The sequence below is a fragment of the Nocardiopsis metallicus genome (genome assembly GCF_014201115.1).
Taxonomy (GTDB): domain Bacteria; phylum Actinomycetota; class Actinomycetes; order Streptosporangiales; family Streptosporangiaceae; genus Nocardiopsis; species Nocardiopsis metallicus.
In genome coordinates, this window is the sequence record NZ_JACHDO010000001.1 from 96,713 (window position 1) to 112,526 (window position 15,814).

Below are 15,814 nucleotides of genomic sequence, written 5' to 3' on the forward strand. Positions count from 1 at the left end.
GTGTGTTCGTCCGACACACCCTGGTCCACCCGTCAGACTACCCGGGGCGGTTTGTCGTGATGACGTCGAGAACGCGGCGGATATCGGTGTTGTCCAGCGTGGCGCGGGCGGTCAGGCGCAGCCGGGAACGGCCGTCCGGGACCGACGGAGGACGGAAGCAGCCCACCCGGACCCCGTCCTTCCCACAAGCCGCGCGCCAGGCCAGCGCTTCTTCGGGCGAGGGCGCCAGCACCGACACCACCGCGGCGTCCGGATCGCTGGCGTCCAGCCCTCGCTCGCGAAGCCCCTCGGACAGCTCGCGGGCCCGGGACCGCGCCGCCTCGGCCCGCTCGGGTTCGGCGCGCAGCACCCGCAGGGCCGCCAGCGCCGCCCCCGCGGCCGCCGGGGCCAGTCCGGTGTCGAAGACGAACGTGCGCGCCGTCTCCACCAGGTGCCGGATCACCCGCCGCGAACCCAGGACCGCGCCGCCCTGTGAACCGAGCGACTTGGACAGGGTCACCGACACCACCACGTCGTCTGCGCCGCCCAGCGGGGTACCGCCCACGGCGCCGCGCCCGCCCGGGCCCACCACCCCGAGCCCGTGGGCGTCGTCCAGCAGCAGCGCCGCGCGGTGGGTCCGCGCGACCCCGGCCAGGGAGCGGATGTCGGTGAGGTCGCCGTCCACCGAGAACACGGTGTCGCTGAGCAGCAGCCGCCGCCCCGGGCCCCCGCGCAGGAGTTCGGCGGCGTGCTCGGCGTCGCCGTGGCGGAACACCGCGACCCGGGCACCGGAGGCCTTGGCCAGCCGGGTGGCGTCGATCAGGGAGGCGTGGTTGTACTGGTCGCACACCACCAGGGGCGGTTCGACATCCTCGGTGGCCGGGGCCACCAGCGCCGTCACCATCGCCAGGTTGGCCGCGTACCCGGAGGAGAACACCAGGGCGGCCTCCGAGCCGTGGAACTCGGCCAGTTCGCGCTCCAGCTCACCGTGCAGCTCGGTGTCCCCGGTGACCAGCCGCGAACCCCCGGCGCCCGCGCCCCAGGTGTGGGCGGACTCGGCGGCGGCCGCCACCACGGCGGGGTGGCGCATGAGTCCCAGGTAGTCGTTTCCGGCCAGGTCCAGGAGGTCGTCGGAGGGCGAGCGGGGAACGGTGCGACGGGTCAGTCCGGCGCGGGCCCGGCCCTCGGCGGCCCGGTCCAGCCAGTCCAGGGGGTGGCCCTCGGGCAGCGGCTCCGGCTCGGGGCGGGTGGCGCGCAGGGTCCAGGGACGGTGCGCGGTGCTGGTACCGGTGTCGAGGCGTTCCATGCGGATGAGAGCTCCTCGGAGAGTTCGGTGGCGCGTCTCCGGGCGGTCGGGGCGGCCCTGACCCGGGCCAGACGAGTTCAAGGGAGATGCGGCAGAAAACTTGTGCGCAAGGTAAAGGTACCGGGTGCTGGCCCGCCGGGAGGAGAGCCCCCTGGCGGGCCGACCCAGCAGCGGCCAAGCCCGCTGGGGCGACCCGTCCCTTGTCGTGCCAGGGAGGCGTATACGACTCTGCCGGTCCGTGGGCGCGCAGTCACCAGTGGAAGCCCACAAAGATTGGGCGGGGATTCCTGGCTCACTCGTAGGGGGTGCCAGAGCTCGCGCGCCGGGAAGAATGGGGGACCATGTCGCGAACCAGCACCGAGACGGCCCATCCCGCACAGGTTCGAGCCGCCGACAGCGCGCACCTGTGGCACCCCTACACGACCGTTCCCGCAGCGGAGACCCCCTACGTGGTGACCGGGGCCGAAGGCGTCCACCTGGACCTGTGGGCGGACGGCGAGCACCACCGAGTGATCGACGGTATGTCCTCCTGGTGGTCGGCGATCCACGGCTACCGCCACCCCCGCCTGGACGCGGCCGTACACGCCCAGGTGGACCGGTTCAGCCACGTGATGTTCGGCGGGCTCACCCACGCGCCCGCCGCCGCGCTGGCCGAGGCCCTCGTGGAGATCACCCCCGACGGTCTCGACCACGTCTTCCTCGCCGACTCGGGGTCGGTCTCGGTGGAGGTGGCCATGAAGATGTGCCTCCAGTACCACCGCTCCACCGGAAACCCGGGACGCCGCCGCTTCCTCACCTGGCGGGGCGGCTACCACGGCGACACCTTCCACGCGATGAGCGTGTGCGACCCCGACGGCGGCATGCACTCGCTGTGGGGCGACGTCCTGCCCGGCCAGGTGTACGCGCCCGCACCGCCCACCGGGTTCGACGAGGCGCCCGACCCCGCCTACCTGGCGGAGTTCGCGGAGCTGGCCCGTGAACACGCCGGGGAACTGGCCGGGATCATCGTCGAACCCGTCGTCCAGGGCGCGGGCGGTATGCGCTTCCACCACCCCGGCTACCTGCGGGAGCTGCGCCGGATCGCGGACGGGCACGGGATCCTGCTGGTCTTCGACGAGATCGCCACCGGGTTCGGCCGCACCGGCGAGATGTTCGCCGCCGACCACGCCGGGGTCGTCCCCGACGTGTTGTGCGTGGGCAAGGCGCTCACCGGCGGGTACGTGACCCTGGCCGCTACCCTGTGCACCGCGCGGGTGGCCCGGGGGATCGCGGAGGGGGAGGTCCCAGTGCTCGCGCACGGGCCCACGTTCATGGGCAACCCGCTGGCCTGCGCCACCGCCCTGGCCTCGGTGGAACTGCTCACCGAGGGCGACTGGCGGGGGGACGTGGCCAGGATCGAGGCGGGGCTGCGCGAGGGCCTGGCCCCGGCGCAGCAGCTGCCGGGCGTGCGGGAGGTCCGGGTACTCGGAGCCATCGGGGTGATCGAACTGGACCGGCCGGTGCGTATGCGCGCGGCCACCCGCGCGGCGATCGGAGCGGGGGTGTGGCTGCGGCCGTTCCGGGAACACGTGTACGCGATGCCGCCCTACGTGTGCTCCGAGACGGAGGTCGCCCGGATCGCCGGGGGGATGCTCGCGGCCGCCGAGGCGACTCTGGCCGAGGAGCCGGGGCCGGAAGGGGAGCTGTGACGGACGTGCTCGTGGTGACCGGCACCGGCACCGAGGTGGGCAAGACCGTGGCCACGGCCGCCCTCGCCGCGCTGGCCGCGGACCGGGGGCGCCGGGTGGCGGTGCTCAAGGCCGCCCAGACCGGGGTGGGCCCGGGGGAGGAGGGCGACGCACAGGCCGTCGCCCGCCTGGTCCCGAGCGCGACCACCGCCGAGACCGTCCGCTACCCCGACCCCCTCGCCCCGGCGCGGGCCGCCGCCCGGGTCGGCAGTGGGGGGCCCGCGGCCTGGGAGGTCACCGACCGCGCCCTGGACCTGGCCCGCGAACACGACCTGGTGCTGGTGGAGGGCGCCGGAGGGCTGCTGGTCCGGCTGAACGCGGCCGGGGAGACCCTCGCCGACGTCGCGGAACTGCTGTCCGCGCCGGTGCTGGTGGTCGCCGACCCCCGGCTGGGCACCCTCAACGCGACCGCCCTGACCGCCGAAGCCCTGCACTCGCGCGGGTTGGTCCCCGCCGGGGTCGTGGTGGGCTCCTGGCCGCGCGAGGCCGGGGAAGCGGACCTGGCGATGCGCTGCAACCTCCTCGACCTGCCCGACATGGGCGCCGGACCGCTCGCGGGCGTCCTGGCCGAGGGGATGGGTGAGCTGGAGCCGTCGGCCTTCGCCGAAGCGGCCCGCCGCTCCCTGGGCGCGGGGCTCGGCGGTACCTGGGAGCCCTCCGACGGAGTCTGAGTACGGAGCGGGCCGGGCCCATCGCGTCCCGGCCCGTTCTTCCCGGAAACCGGCGGGAACCCCCTCCTGCTGGCGGACCTCTTCAAAGCACACGCCGAATTCTTTGTGCCCTTCCACGGCAGACGGATCCCGCCCCGCGCCGATACGTTGCCACTGCCAGTCCGAACACCGCCCACCAGGGGAACCCCTTGAACCTGCTCATCACCGGCATCACCACGCAGTCCTCCATCGCCTACGCGATCGCGGAGGAGGCCATGAACCAGGGGCACGAGGTGATCCTGACCAACCCGCCCGGCCGCGCCTTCTCCATCTGCGAGCGCATCGCCAAGCGGCTGCCCAGGGAGCCGGTCGCCGTCCTGCCCATGGACGTCACCGACCCCGAACAGATCGCCGCCACCGCCAAGGAGGTCAGCGAGCACTGGGACCACGTGGACGGCCTGCTGCACGCCATCGCCTACGCCCCGGAGTCGGCCCTGGGCGGCAACTTCCTCAACACCGAGTGGGAGGACGTGGCCAAGGCGATCCACATCTCCGGCTACTCGCTGGCCGCCCTGACCGTGGGCATGCGCGACCTGCTCGCCAAGGCCCCCGAGGGCGCGGGCGTGGTCTCCCTGACCTTCGACGCCAGCGTCGCCTGGCCGGTCTACGACTGGATGGGCTCGGCCAAGGCCGTCCTGGAGAACTCCGCCCGCTACCTCGCCCGCGACCTGGGCCCGGACGGCATCCGGGTGAACACCGTCTCCGCGGGCCCGATCAAGTCCCTCGCCGGCGGCTCCATCCCCGGCTTCTCCCAGATCGCCGACTCCTGGGCCGACAACTCCCCGCTGGGCTGGGACACCAAGGACACCACCGTGGTGGCGGGCCCGGCCCTCTTCCTGATGTCGCCCGCCGCCCGCGCCGTCACCGGCACGGTCATGCACGTGGACGGCGGCTACCACGCCATGGGCGCCCCGCTGGCCCCCACTCCGGGCCCGGTCTCCGCCTGACCCGCCGCCTGCGAGTCCCGCCCCGCCGTGCGCCGAGGCGTCCCCCGGTCCTTCCGTGGTACGTCCTTCCGGCTGGGACCGGAACGAAGGGCGGGAAGCGGTGGGAACGGTCGGAGCCGCCTTGGCCGAGGGCCGCATGCTCAGGCTTTCCGAGAGCCTCTGCGGGGTCCTGCGCGGATGCAAGTGCGGATCCAGGCCTTGGAGGCCTTCGCGCAACGGCTCTTCGATGTGGAACGGGCCTGGTCGGAACGGCGCGACCGGGCACGGCTCCGGGAACGGGAGGCGGGCGAACGGGAGTTCCTGGTGCGCCGTGCCCTGTGGGTGGGTCAGCAGATCGACGACCGCGAGTCCGAGGGGACCGTTCGCTAGGGTGGCGAACCGTGACGTGTCCCCTTGACGACGTCCGGAATCCGCCCTGTCCCGGGCGAGCGCGCACTTCGAGCTGACCGCGAGGTCGGTGGCCCGACCGCATCAGGACACCTCGTTTTCGGCGCCGCTCAAGGCTCAGGAGCTGGCTCTGGAGGTCGCCGCCCTTTCGCCGGGGGCCGGGGCCCGGGGCCGAGGAGCGCTGGAACCTCAGCCGGCCGGAGGCGGGACCGGGGAGGCCAGGGTGAAGGCGCGGGGGCCGGGGCCGCGTGTGCGCAGGAGCTCGGCGCGCTCCCCGGCCTCGGCCGCGCTCACCCCGGTTCCGGCGGTGGACCACCACAGGGTCCGCTCCACCGTGGGGAAGAGACCGGCTTCCGCGCGGTAGAGGAGGAGCTCCCGGTGGGACCGCTCCACGAAGGAACGCAGGTCGGCGGGGGAACGCCACCGGCCCACCAAGCGGATCCGGTCGCCTTCATCGATGAAGTGGACCTCGCCCAGGTGGCCCAAGTGGTCCTCGGCCTGTGCGCGGAGCGCCGCGACCAGGGGGCGCAGGTGCTCGCGGTCGCCGGTGATCGTTCGGGCCTCGACCAGGGTCGTCCAGTGCGCGGCACGGGCCGGTTCCGAAGCGGTGCAGCGGCTCCGCGCCGCCTTCGTGCGCGTACTGACGTGGTGGTCGGTGCGGCGGGGAAGAAGGGAACGCATGGGAACTCCCGATGTGATTGGACCCTGGTGAAGAGTCCACTTTGGCTCTGGCGGTCCGGGTTGGACTAGTGCCAGTATCGGAGTCCAAGGCGGCGGCGAGTAGATCCAATGGAGCCACAAATGGACCCTGTTCGACGTACTGACGAGCTCGTGGACGTACTCGGGGCCTGGTCCACCGGCAGCGGAGCCCTCTACCGGCGGCTGGCTGGCTCCCTGCGCGGGCTGGTCGACCAGGGCACCCTGGTCCCCGGGGAACGCCTGCCCTCCGAGCGCAACCTCGCGGTCGCCCTGCGGATCAGCCGCACCACCGTGGTCTCCGCCTACGACCACCTGCGCGACGAAGGAGTCCTGGAGAGCCGCCAGGGCAGCGGAACCCGGGTGTGCAGCACCCGGGCCCCGGTCCGGTCGGACGGGTGGAGCGCCAACGGCAACCCCATGTACCGCAACCTCCTCCATACCGACGACAGCGTCATCTCCACCGCCTGCCTGCGCACCCCCGCCCTGTCCGGGGTCGAGCGGGCCATCCGCGAGGTCGTGGCCGAGGACCTTCCCGCCCTGATGGCCGAGGGCACCTACCACCCGCGCGGTCTGCCCGCTCTGCGCGAGGCGATCACGCACTTCTACGAACGTCAGGGGCTGCCCACCCACCCGGACCAGATCGTGGTCACCACCGGTGCCCACCAGGCGGTCGCCCTGGTCGCCCAGCTCTACCTGCGCCCGGGCTCACCCGTGGTGGCCGAGGACCCGAGCTTCGCCGGCTGCCTGGACCTGTTCCGCGACCGCGGCGCCGAGATCCATCCGGTTCCGCTGGACGCGCAGGGCATCGACGCCAACGGGGTCCGCCGCGCCATCAGCGAGCTCCACCCGCACCTGATCTACGTGATGCCCTCGTACCACAACCCGACCGGCACGCTGATGTCCGCGGCCCGGCGCCGGGAGCTGGGCGAGCTGTCGGCCCGACACGGGGTGCCGGTCCTGGAGGACAGCGCCTACACGGGCATCCGGGCTGAGGAGGAGCCCCCGCCGCTGGCCGCGCACGCCCCGCGCGGTGCCGAGGTCGTCACCGTCGACTCGCTGTCCAAGGTCGGCTGGGCGGGACTGCGCCTGGGCTGGCTGCGCGCCCCCGCCGAGATGGCGCTCCGTCTCAGCCGCCGCAAGGTCCTCGCGGATCTGGCCAGCCCCCTGCTGGACCAGGCGGTCGCCGTGCGCCTGCTCAACGGCTACGACCAGCTCGCCCGGCATCGTTCGGCGGAGCTGCGGGAGGCGCTGGAGCACATGGAGCAGTTGCTGCGCAGGGACCTGCCGGACTGGGAGTGGCGGACCCCCCAGGGCGGCGCGGCCCTGTGGATCCGCCTGCCCGGGGCCAGCGCCCGCGCCTTCGCGCAGGTCGCGCTCTGCCACGATGTGGAACTGGTGCCCGGATCCGCGATGTCGGCCACCACCGACGGCAGCCACGGCGAGTACTTCCGGCTGCCGTTCGCCTTCGACCGCGCCACCCGTGAGGAGCTGGTCTGGCGGCTGGCCAGGGCCTGGCGCGAACTGGACCGGCACGGCCCGGTGGAGAGCCACCCGGACGTCCTGGTCGTCTGATCCCCGGTGCGGGGCGGTAGACGAGAGGAGGGCGGCGCCACGTGACGTGGTGCCGCCCTCCGCCGTTCCCGGTGCTCGGCCGGGTGGGTACTACTAGCCGATCTTGACCTTCTGGGCCTCGGCGAAACGCTGCTGGACGTCGGCCCAGTTGACCACGTTCCAGAACGCCTTGACGTACTCGCCCTTGACGTTCTTGTACTGGAGGTAGAAGGCGTGCTCCCACATGTCCAGCATCAGCAGCGGCTGCGTGCCGATGGCGATGTTGGCCTGCTGGTCGTACAGCTGCTCGATGATCAGGCGCTGACCCAGGGCGTCCCAGGCCAGGATCGCCCAGCCCGAACCCTGCAGGCTGGTGGCCGCGGCGTTGAAGTGCGCGCGGAAGGCATCGAACGAACCGAACTGGTCGTCGATGGCGGCCGCGAGCTCGCCCTCGGGCTTGTCGCCACCCTCCGGGGAGAGGTTCTTCCAGAAGACGGAGTGGTTGACGTGGCCGCCGAGGTGGAACGCGAGGTTCTTCTCGAGCATCGTGATGGTGCCGAAGTCGTCGGCCTCGCGGGCGGCGGCCAGCTTCTCCAGCGCACCGTTGGCCCCGGCGACGTAGGCGGCGTGGTGCTTGTCGTGGTGCAGCTCCATGATCTGACCGGAGATCCACGGCTCAAGGGCCGCGTAGTCGTAGGGCAGCTCGGGAAGCGAGTACGGCGCAGACATCTCTGACGCACCTTTCCAATGACTAGGTTCGTCGGGCTTACAGCGATGGGATCGCTCTAGGCAGAAAGCTATCAGCCAGGTGGGGATCGGCCCGATGTCAGGCCGCTGACACCCGTTCCCGGGAATAAACGGCCGATGGGGCGCCAACGGATCCTGGCCCTGTGTCACGGGCCGGGGACCCTCGGGTCCGTGGCCCGTGGGGCCGACGCGCCCCCTGGCCTCTCTGACCTCTTCCCACCCTTCCCGGACTCCGCCCCGCTAATCCTCACCCTTTGTCAGGAAACTCCCGAAGGCCCGCTGGCCACCCGGCTCCCGCCACCTTCAGCCCTCGCCCGGCCGGACCGTGCGACGGGCTATCCGAATGAGCGCGCGGGATACCCGAAAACGTTGTTCCGACGTTGGTCCGCAATTCACCGTCTGGGCATCGGCGGTGGCGATAATGCATCGCCGAATTCGAGTGACGGAACCCGTTCAGAAGCCTCGTTCGGTAAAAAGTCTCCCCAACTCTCCGAGGCCGCCGCCGCTCATGCACACCTCCACTCCGAAGACCCTCGACGACCGGTCGCCCACCGTTCCGTCCGGCCCCGGCAGCGTGCGGGTCCGGGGCGGCGCAGGCCAGTTCCGGCCCGAGATCGAAGGGCTGCGCGCCGTCGCCGTCCTGCTCGTGGCCGTCTACCACATCTGGTTCGGCCGAGTCTCCGGCGGTGTCGACGTCTTCCTCATGCTCACCGGCTTCCTGATCACCGGGTCCCTGGTCCGGGGCGTGGAACGCGAGGGCCGGATCCGCTTCGTCGCCTTCTGGACCCGACTGGCCCGGCGGCTCGTGCCCGCCGTGGCGGTGGTCCTCACCGCGACGATGGCCGCCATGTACCTGTGGCTGCCCCGCTCGCGCTGGCCGGACATCCTGGGCGAGGTGCGTGCCGCCGCGCTCTACTACGAGAACTGGGTCCTGGCCGACAACGCGGTGGACTACCTGGCCAGGGAGGCCGCCGCCAGCCCGGTCCAGCACTTCTGGTCGCTGTCCATCCAGGGGCAGTTCTACCTGCTGTGGCCCGTCCTGATCGCCCTGGCGGCGCTGGTGGCCACCCGCGTCCGGCTTCCCCTGCGGGTGACGGTCCTGGCCGCGGTCACCGCCGTGTTCGCCCTCTCCCTGAGCTACTCGGTGTCCATCACCGCCCGGGACCAGGCCTGGGCCTACTTCGACACCGGCGCCCGCCTGTGGGAGCTGGCGCTGGGCGCGATCCTGGCCCTGGTCATCCACCGGGTGCACCTGCCGGTGCGGCTGCGGGTACTCCTGGGCTGGTTCGGGCTGGCCGCCCTGGTCGCGTGCGGGGTGCTCCTCCCGGTCTCCACGCTCTTCCCCGGCTACGTCGCGCTGTGGCCGACCGGCGCCGCCGTCCTGGTGATCCTGGCCGGGGCCACCGGCAGCCGCTACGGCGCGGACCGCCTGCTCACCTGGAAGCCCCTGGCCGACACCGGCAAGCTGTCCTACGCCCTCTACCTGTGGCACTGGCCGATCCTGGTCGTCTACCTGGAGACCACCGGCCGGACCCTGGCCAGTCCGCTCGGCGGGCTGGGTGTGCTGGGGCTGTCCCTGGGCCTGGCCTGGCTCACCCATCGCCTGGTGGAGGGCGGCCTGGACCGCTTCACCGAACCGGCCCGCCGCCGCACCCCCGGCTGGGCACTGGGTATCGCCGCCTCGCTGATCGTCCCGGTCCTGGCCGCATCGCTGCTGTGGAACGACCGTCTGGAGCAGCAGCGGGCCGAACGCTCCCTGGAGCTGGCCGCGCCCGAGAGCTACCCGGGGGCCCAGGTGGTTTCCGACCCCGACCTGTTCGCGGTGCTGCCCGACGTTCCGGTCCGCCCCGATCCGGCCGATGCCAAGCAGGACCTGTCCTGGCACCACCAGGAGGGCTGCCACGTCAACCTCGCCTCGGAGGAACTGGTCGTGTGCGACGTCGGCCCCGCCGACGCCGAGCACACGCTCGCCCTGGTCGGGGCCTCGCGCGCGGCCCACTGGTATCCGGCCGTGGCGGCCGCGGCCCAGGCCCAGGGGTGGCGACTGGTCTCCTTCACCAAGAGCGGCTGCCAGTTCAGCACCGAAACCGCCTACCGCGACGGCGCGGTCTTCGACGAGTGCGAGGTGTGGAAGGCCAAAGCGCTGGCCGAGGTGGAGGATCTGCGCCCCGACGCGGTCCTGACCTCCTCCACCCGTTCCACCCTCAACGGTGAGACCGTCCACGACGGCTTCCTGGACGTCTGGGAGCGGCTCGACGGGCTGGGCATCGAGGTGATCGGCCTGCGCGACCTGCCCCGGCTGCCCTACAAGGGGGCCGAATGCCTGGAGGCGGGCCCGATCGACCAGTGCGTGTCCGCGGTCTCGGCCAGTCATGAGGACGTGGACCCGGCCACGCAGATCGACCTGCCGCCCAACGTCACCCTCATGGACCTCACCGAACACGTGTGCCCCGGTGGTACCTGCAACGCCGTGGTCGGCAACATCCTCGTCTACTGGGATCACTCGCACGTCACCGCGACCTACGCGGGCACCCTCGGCCCGGTGATGGAGGAAGCGCTGGTGGCGGCCACCGGATGGTGAGCCGACGGAGTTCTGCTGAATTCTCCGGCCACCGAAATGCCGACCGGTGAATGACGCCCCGGTGAACGCCGGGGGAATTGATTACCACGCGGGTTTCGATTTCGCCAGCGAAAGGCTCCGCGGGTGCTTTGGGGAGTTAGTGTCGAAAGCGCCCGGGAGTCTCTCGCGCAATCTCCGGGCCCATCCCCCTCGAACGCAACGCCCCCCGAACCCGCTGCCACGCAACCCCGTGGAGGTCCCCCTTGCCCTCTCTCCGCCGCAGAGCCAAACCCCTCCTGGCCGTCGGCGCCGTCCTCGGCCCGGCCGTCCTGGCCACCCCGACGGTGTTGGGTGTCCTGGCCGTGCTGAGCTGGGCAGAGGCCGTGATCGCCACAGCCGTGCTGCTGCTCGGCGGGTTGGTGTGCGCGCTCGGCGCCGGGCTGTGGCTGCTCCGCCGCTCGGTGAGCGCCCTCGCCACCAGTGTCAACGGCCACACCCGGAGGGTGACCGAGGTGCTCGGCCAGGACCGGTTGGAGATCACCGGTTCCCTGGACGGGGTGGGCGAGCGCATTACCCGTCTCCAGGACCACGCCCTGCCCAGGGTCAGCCGGGAGATCCAGCGGACCGTCACCGCGCAGGGCCGACACGACTACGAGCAGCAGGTGGCCTGGGCCGAATTGCGCGAGTACCTGGACGTGGCCCCGTTCATGCCGCCGCTGCGCGGTTGGGCCGCCTCTCCGGACGTGCTGCGCCTGCTCGTGAAACTGATCGACCGCCACCGCCCCGAGCTGGTGGTGGAGTGCGGCAGCGGCGCCTCCAGCGTGTGGATCGGCTATGCGCTGCGCCGCGCGGGCAGCGGCCGACTCGTCGCGATCGAGCACGAGGCCCGCTACGCCGAACTCAGCCGCGACCTGATCGCCGCGCACGGGCTCGACGACGTCGTCGAGGTCCGGCACGCCCCGCTCACCGAGGTCAAGCCCGATCTGGTCGGGGACGAACGGGAGGGGCCGGTGGAGTCCGCCCCGCTCTGGTACGACCTCTCCCGCCTGGGCGACCTGAAACGCATCGGCCTGCTGTTCGTCGACGGCCCGCCGCAGGCCACCGGCGCGCAGGCCAGGTACCCCGCGGTCCCCGCCCTGCTGTCGCACTGCACCGACGACGCCGTCATCGTCCTGGACGACGCGGACCGGCCCGACGAACGCGCCCTCGGGGACCGTTGGGTCGCCGAACACCGCCTGCACCGCACCGAGGAGCCGGCGGAGAAGGGCGCACACGTGTTCACCCGCCAGACTGCCTGACCCACTGCCCGTCTGGCCCACTGCCCGCCCGAGCCCGTCCCCGGCCCACCACCGAGTCCCGACCCCGAACCGAGTCCCGGCAGCCGCCCCCCAGCCGCCGCCCGAGATCGAAGGCCACACGATGATCACCACCGTCCTTCGGCAGGCCCTGCGCGCCCGCGGCAGGGAACCGGCCGTGCTCTGCCACACCGGCGCCGACACCCGGGCGGACCTGGCCGGTCTGCCCACGGCCCCGGGCGACGTCCTGCTGGACCTGGACGCCCAGCCCCTGGGACGGCCGATCCTGGACGGGACGGCCGAGGAGCCGGTCGCCGGTCTGGTGGCGGTGGTCGCGGCCACCACCACCGACCTCCACCGGGTCCTCACCTCGGCCGTCCACCTGCCCCGGGCCGTGCACGTCGTGGTCGCCCTGGTCGCCACCCCCGGTCACCAGGAGCCCCCGCTTCCGGTGGGCCCCGGCATGGGCCAGTGGCGCGACCTCCAGGAACTGCGCCTGCGCCGGGTGGACAGCCGCGGCTGGATCTGTGAGCTCTTCTTCCCCAACGCCATCGAGTCCGCCTCGGTGCTGGACGCGGTCTTCCAGGGCACCCGCGGCCGCCGCCGCGGACCGGCGGTGGCGCCCCTGGTCGCCCTCAACGGACACGAGGCGGCCCTGTGGCGCCCCGGTGACACCGGTGCCAACGGGGTGCCGGACGAGGGGCCGGTCCCGCTGCGCCGGGTCACCCCGGTGGCCGACCTCGCCCTGCGGGTACACGACAGCGAACGGCCGTCCGCCTGGACCGACGAGGCCGTACCCGCCCTGGACCGGACCACCACCGGCACCGACTCCTGGGACGAGCTCATCGGACCGACCGGCTACGCGCGCGCCGCCGACCGGCCGGTCGACCCGGTCCAACGGATCGCGCCCGTCGACGAGAGCACCGTCAACCCCACCGGCTTCGGCAAGGCCGAGAACGGCCCGCTCGGCCACCTCACCCTGCACGGTGACCGCGCGGTGATCAGGGAGGGGAAGAAGAACCTGGTGACCGTCGCCCCGGACGGCACGATCACGGACGTGGACCTCTCCCGACTGCGCCGACTGCGCGGGATCCGGGTGGACTGGTCCGGACCCACCGGCCCGCACGCCGCCGTGCGCGCCGTGGCCGGTCTGGCCGCCGGTGGCGTCCCCCTGGTCAGTGGCCCCGTCCCCGCCTGGGCCGCCGGGCTGGGTACCGAGCTCACACGGTTGCTCACCGCCGCCACCGAAGCCGACCTGTCCGACCGCCTGTCCCGAGAGGAGCACAGCGTCCGGCTGCGCCGTGCCGCCCTGTACACGCACGGCCTGCGCTCGCGCTGGCGCGCCCTGGCCGCCGAGGCCGGGGTGCCGGTCCCGCCCGCCCCCCGGGTCTCGGTCATCCTGTGCACCCGCCGACCCGACATGGTGGGGTTCGCGCTCGCCCAGATCGCCCGCCAGCGCGGCGTGGAGCCGGAGACCGTCCTCACCCTGCACGGTTTCCCCGCCTCCCTGCCAGAGGTGCGGTCGGCGATCGACGCCTACCGCGCCACCGGCCTGCCGCTGGTCGTGCACGAGGCGCCCGCCGACCGCGTCTTCGGCGCGGTGCTCAACGACTCCGTGGCCCGCGCCTCCGGCGACCTCATCGCCAAGTGGGACGACGACGACTGGTACGGCCCCGAGCACCTGGCCGACCTGGTCCTGGCCCGCACCTATTCCGGCGCCGAGCTGGTCGGCACCGGCCAGGACTTCGTCTTCCTCCAGGAGATCGACCTCATGGTCTGGCGCAGCCGGGAGTCGGAGACCTCCACCCGGTTCATCGCCGGGGGCACCATCCTCACCGACCGCGTGGTGCTGGAGGAGACCGGGGGCTTCCGCCCGCTGCCGCGCGCCATCGACACCCAACTGCTCATCGCCGTCACCCGGGGCGGTGGCCGCGTCCACCGCACCCACGGGCTGGGCTACGTGCTGCGCCGCACCGGAGGCGGCCACACCTGGTCCGAGGACATGGCCTACTTCCTGCACAACTACGCCCGACAGTGGTCCGGTTGGCGGCCCAGCTCCCTCCTGGAGGGCGAACCCGCCCCGCTGGGGAGCGAGGCCGACACCGGGCAGCCGGTCGGGGCCGCACAGCACACGGGGGGACACCCTTGACCAGTACCGAAGAGCACACCGCGACCGCCGCACCGGCCATGGCCCCGGTGCCCGACCGCGCACCGTCGCCCGTACCCGGGGAGCCCCTGCCCCGGGGCGAGGTGGACTTCGGCGCCCAGCCCCGGCTGCGCCGCAACGACTACGCCCCGCTCACCCCGCCGCCGCTGGGGGAGTGGACGCCGACGCTGTCGGTGAGCGTGGTGATCCCGGCCCACGGCCACCAGGACAAGCTGGACCTGGTGCTGGCCTCGCTGGCCGCGCAGAGCTACCCGGCGCACCTCATGGAGGTGATCGTGGTGGACGACGGCTCCCCCGAACCCCTCACCCTGCCCGAGGTCCGCCCGGGCAACACCCGCCTGCTCACCTCCGCCCCCGGCGGCTGGGGCTCGGCGCACGCGGTCAACACCGGGGTCGCCGCCTCCTCCGGCCAGGTCATCCTGCGCCTGGACGCCGACATGCTGGTCTACCGCGAGCACGTGGAGTCCCAGATGCGCTGGCACCACCAGGTGGACTACGGGGTCGCCCTCGGTCACAAGATGTTCGTGGACTTCGACCCGGCCGCCATGACCCCCGAGCACGTGCGTGACGAGGTCGCGGCCGGCCGCGCGGAGAAGCTCTTCGACCTCGCGAGCGCCGACCCGCACTGGGTGGAACGCCTGATCAACAAGAACGACCGGCTGCGCACCGCCGGACGCCTGTCCTACAAGGTGTTCATCGGCGCCACCGGCTCCCTGCACCGGACCCTCTTCGACGCCGCGGGCGGGCTGGACGCCGCCCTCATCCTGGGCGGCGACACCGAGTTCGCCTACCGGGTCGCCCAGCAGGGCGCGGTGTTCGTGCCCGACCTGGACACCAGCAGCTGGCACCTGGGCCGCTCCCAGATGCAGACCCGCCGCGATGCCGGGACCCGCTACCGGATGCCGTACGTGTCCAACCGCGTCCCCGACTTCCACCTGCGCCGCAAGCGCCCCGAGCGGCAGTGGGAGGTTCCGCTGGCGGACGTGCTCCTGACCGTCGGCGGGCACACCCTGGAGGACGTCGACGCCACCGCTTCGGCGCTGCTGTCCGGGACCACCCCGGACCTGCGCCTGTGGCTGGTCGGTCCGTGGGGCGAGCTGCACGGGGACCGCCGCTCCCCGCTGGACGAGGACCTCCTGGACCTGCGGCTGATCCACGAGACCTTCCGCGGCGACCCGCGGGTGCGGTTGGCCGAGGCCGAGCCCGACCGCGACCCGCGCGTGCCCTTCCGGCTCACCGTCGCCGCGGGCGCGGTCCCCGGCGCCGAGGCCCTGCACGACCTGATCAAGGAGATCGACCGCGAGGGCGCCGGGCTGCTGTGCGCACCGCTGCCCGGGGCGACCAGGGGCGACGGGGTGCTGCGCCTGGAGCGCACCGCGGCCTACGCCCGCGCGCTGCACCTGGAGCCGCGGGCCCGGGGCCGGGAGCTGGACCGGGTGGTGGAGGAGACCGCGGGGACCCACTGGATCCCGGGGGAGGCCTTCGTGAAGGGGGCAGAGGAGGAGCCTGAGGCCAAGACCAAGCCCGAGGTGTTGCAGAAGCGACTGGACAAGGCCCTGGCCGAGGCTGACCGGCTGCGGGCCCGAGCCGAGCGGGCCGAGCGCAAGCTGCGCTGGTTCACCCCCGGTCTGGCCCGCAGGGTGCTGCGCAAGCTGGCGCGCTGAAGTCTGCCCGGATCGGCCCCGGGATGGGAGCGGGCGGTTGCGCACCCGGTCGCACACCGCGCGAAACAGACACGC

Annotated in this window: 12 protein-coding genes; 9 read left to right on the forward strand and 3 right to left on the reverse strand. The window is 72.9% G+C overall.

The features are described from left to right. Positions 1-37: 37 nt before the first annotated feature. Positions 38-1,285: an 8-amino-7-oxononanoate synthase gene (locus HNR07_RS00400; protein WP_184360388.1), complete on the reverse strand. Its 1,248-nt coding sequence runs from the start codon at positions 1,283-1,285 to the stop codon at positions 38-40. A 341-nt stretch (positions 1,286-1,626) separates the two neighbouring features. Here HNR07_RS00400 and HNR07_RS00405 point away from each other — a divergent pair, with 341 nt between their 5' ends. The 4 genes from HNR07_RS00405 (at position 1,627) to HNR07_RS00420 (ending at position 5,038) form a co-directional block, all read left to right on the forward strand. Next, positions 1,627-2,973, forward strand: coding sequence for an adenosylmethionine--8-amino-7-oxononanoate transaminase (locus HNR07_RS00405; protein ID WP_184360391.1), 1,347 nt, complete (start codon positions 1,627-1,629; stop codon positions 2,971-2,973). Beyond that, complete coding sequence (gene bioD, locus HNR07_RS00410) at positions 2,970-3,683, forward strand: dethiobiotin synthase (protein ID WP_184360394.1); 714 nt, start codon at positions 2,970-2,972, stop codon at positions 3,681-3,683. The genes HNR07_RS00405 and bioD overlap by 4 nt, the downstream gene beginning before the upstream one ends. Before the next feature lie 188 nt (positions 3,684-3,871). Beyond that, on the forward strand, positions 3,872-4,669 hold the full coding sequence (fabI, locus tag HNR07_RS00415) for an enoyl-ACP reductase FabI (RefSeq protein WP_184360397.1): 798 nt from the start codon (positions 3,872-3,874) through the stop codon (positions 4,667-4,669). 177 nt (positions 4,670-4,846) lie between these two features. Continuing rightward, positions 4,847-5,038 (forward strand): hypothetical protein, encoded by a 192-nt coding sequence (locus HNR07_RS00420; RefSeq protein ID WP_184360400.1) that lies wholly within the window; start codon positions 4,847-4,849, stop codon positions 5,036-5,038. Between the two features lie 207 nt (positions 5,039-5,245). Here HNR07_RS00420 and HNR07_RS00425 read toward each other — a convergent pair whose 3' ends face one another. Continuing rightward, positions 5,246-5,737, reverse strand: a complete 492-nt coding sequence (locus HNR07_RS00425) for a DUF3291 domain-containing protein (protein ID WP_184360403.1) — start codon at positions 5,735-5,737, stop codon at positions 5,246-5,248. A gap of 120 nt (positions 5,738-5,857) precedes the next feature. Here HNR07_RS00425 and HNR07_RS00430 point away from each other — a divergent pair, with 120 nt between their 5' ends. Beyond that, positions 5,858-7,327, forward strand: a complete 1,470-nt coding sequence (locus HNR07_RS00430) for an aminotransferase-like domain-containing protein (protein ID WP_184360406.1) — start codon at positions 5,858-5,860, stop codon at positions 7,325-7,327. 93 nt (positions 7,328-7,420) lie between these two features. Here HNR07_RS00430 and HNR07_RS00435 read toward each other — a convergent pair whose 3' ends face one another. Further along, positions 7,421-8,035 carry a superoxide dismutase gene (locus HNR07_RS00435; RefSeq protein WP_184360409.1) on the reverse strand — a complete coding sequence of 205 codons (615 nt, stop codon included), beginning with the start codon at positions 8,033-8,035 and terminating at the stop codon, positions 7,421-7,423. A 526-nt stretch (positions 8,036-8,561) separates the two neighbouring features. Here HNR07_RS00435 and HNR07_RS00440 point away from each other — a divergent pair. From HNR07_RS00440 to HNR07_RS00455, 4 genes are all read left to right on the forward strand, one after another. Then, positions 8,562-10,634, forward strand: coding sequence for an acyltransferase family protein (locus HNR07_RS00440; protein WP_184360412.1), 2,073 nt, complete (start codon positions 8,562-8,564; stop codon positions 10,632-10,634). Between the two features lie 242 nt (positions 10,635-10,876). After that, entirely contained in the window at positions 10,877-11,911 is a 1,035-nt protein-coding gene (locus HNR07_RS00445) for a class I SAM-dependent methyltransferase (protein ID WP_184360414.1), read from the forward strand. Positions 11,912-12,032: 121 nt separating this feature from the next. Then, entirely contained in the window at positions 12,033-14,057 is a 2,025-nt protein-coding gene (locus tag HNR07_RS00450; protein ID WP_184360417.1) for a glycosyltransferase, read from the forward strand. A 38-nt stretch (positions 14,058-14,095) separates the two neighbouring features. Next, the gene (locus tag HNR07_RS00455; RefSeq protein WP_184371176.1) at positions 14,096-15,739 is read left to right on the forward strand and encodes a glycosyltransferase; all 1,644 of its coding nucleotides are present in this window, start codon (positions 14,096-14,098) and stop codon (positions 15,737-15,739) included. The last annotated feature ends 75 nt before the right edge of the window (positions 15,740-15,814 follow it).

Excerpts from the sequence above, each read along its gene's own strand:
- HNR07_RS00420 (WP_184360400.1), top strand. The coding sequence starts at position 4,847 with ATGCAAGTGCGGATCCAGGCCTTGGAGGCCTTCGCGCAACGGCTCTTC.
- HNR07_RS00400 (WP_184360388.1), bottom strand. The coding sequence starts at position 1,285 with ATGGAACGCCTCGACACCGGTACCAGCACCGCGCACCGTCCCTGGACC.
- HNR07_RS00435 (WP_184360409.1), bottom strand. The coding sequence starts at position 8,035 with ATGTCTGCGCCGTACTCGCTTCCCGAGCTGCCCTACGACTACGCGGCC.
- HNR07_RS00455 (WP_184371176.1), top strand. The coding sequence starts at position 14,096 with ATGGCCCCGGTGCCCGACCGCGCACCGTCGCCCGTACCCGGGGAGCCC.
- HNR07_RS00430 (WP_184360406.1), top strand. The coding sequence starts at position 5,858 with ATGGACCCTGTTCGACGTACTGACGAGCTCGTGGACGTACTCGGGGCC.
- HNR07_RS00440 (WP_184360412.1), top strand. The coding sequence starts at position 8,562 with ATGCACACCTCCACTCCGAAGACCCTCGACGACCGGTCGCCCACCGTT.
- HNR07_RS00450 (WP_184360417.1), top strand. The coding sequence starts at position 12,033 with ATGATCACCACCGTCCTTCGGCAGGCCCTGCGCGCCCGCGGCAGGGAA.
- HNR07_RS00425 (WP_184360403.1), bottom strand. The coding sequence starts at position 5,737 with ATGCGTTCCCTTCTTCCCCGCCGCACCGACCACCACGTCAGTACGCGC.
- HNR07_RS00405 (WP_184360391.1), top strand. The coding sequence starts at position 1,627 with ATGTCGCGAACCAGCACCGAGACGGCCCATCCCGCACAGGTTCGAGCC.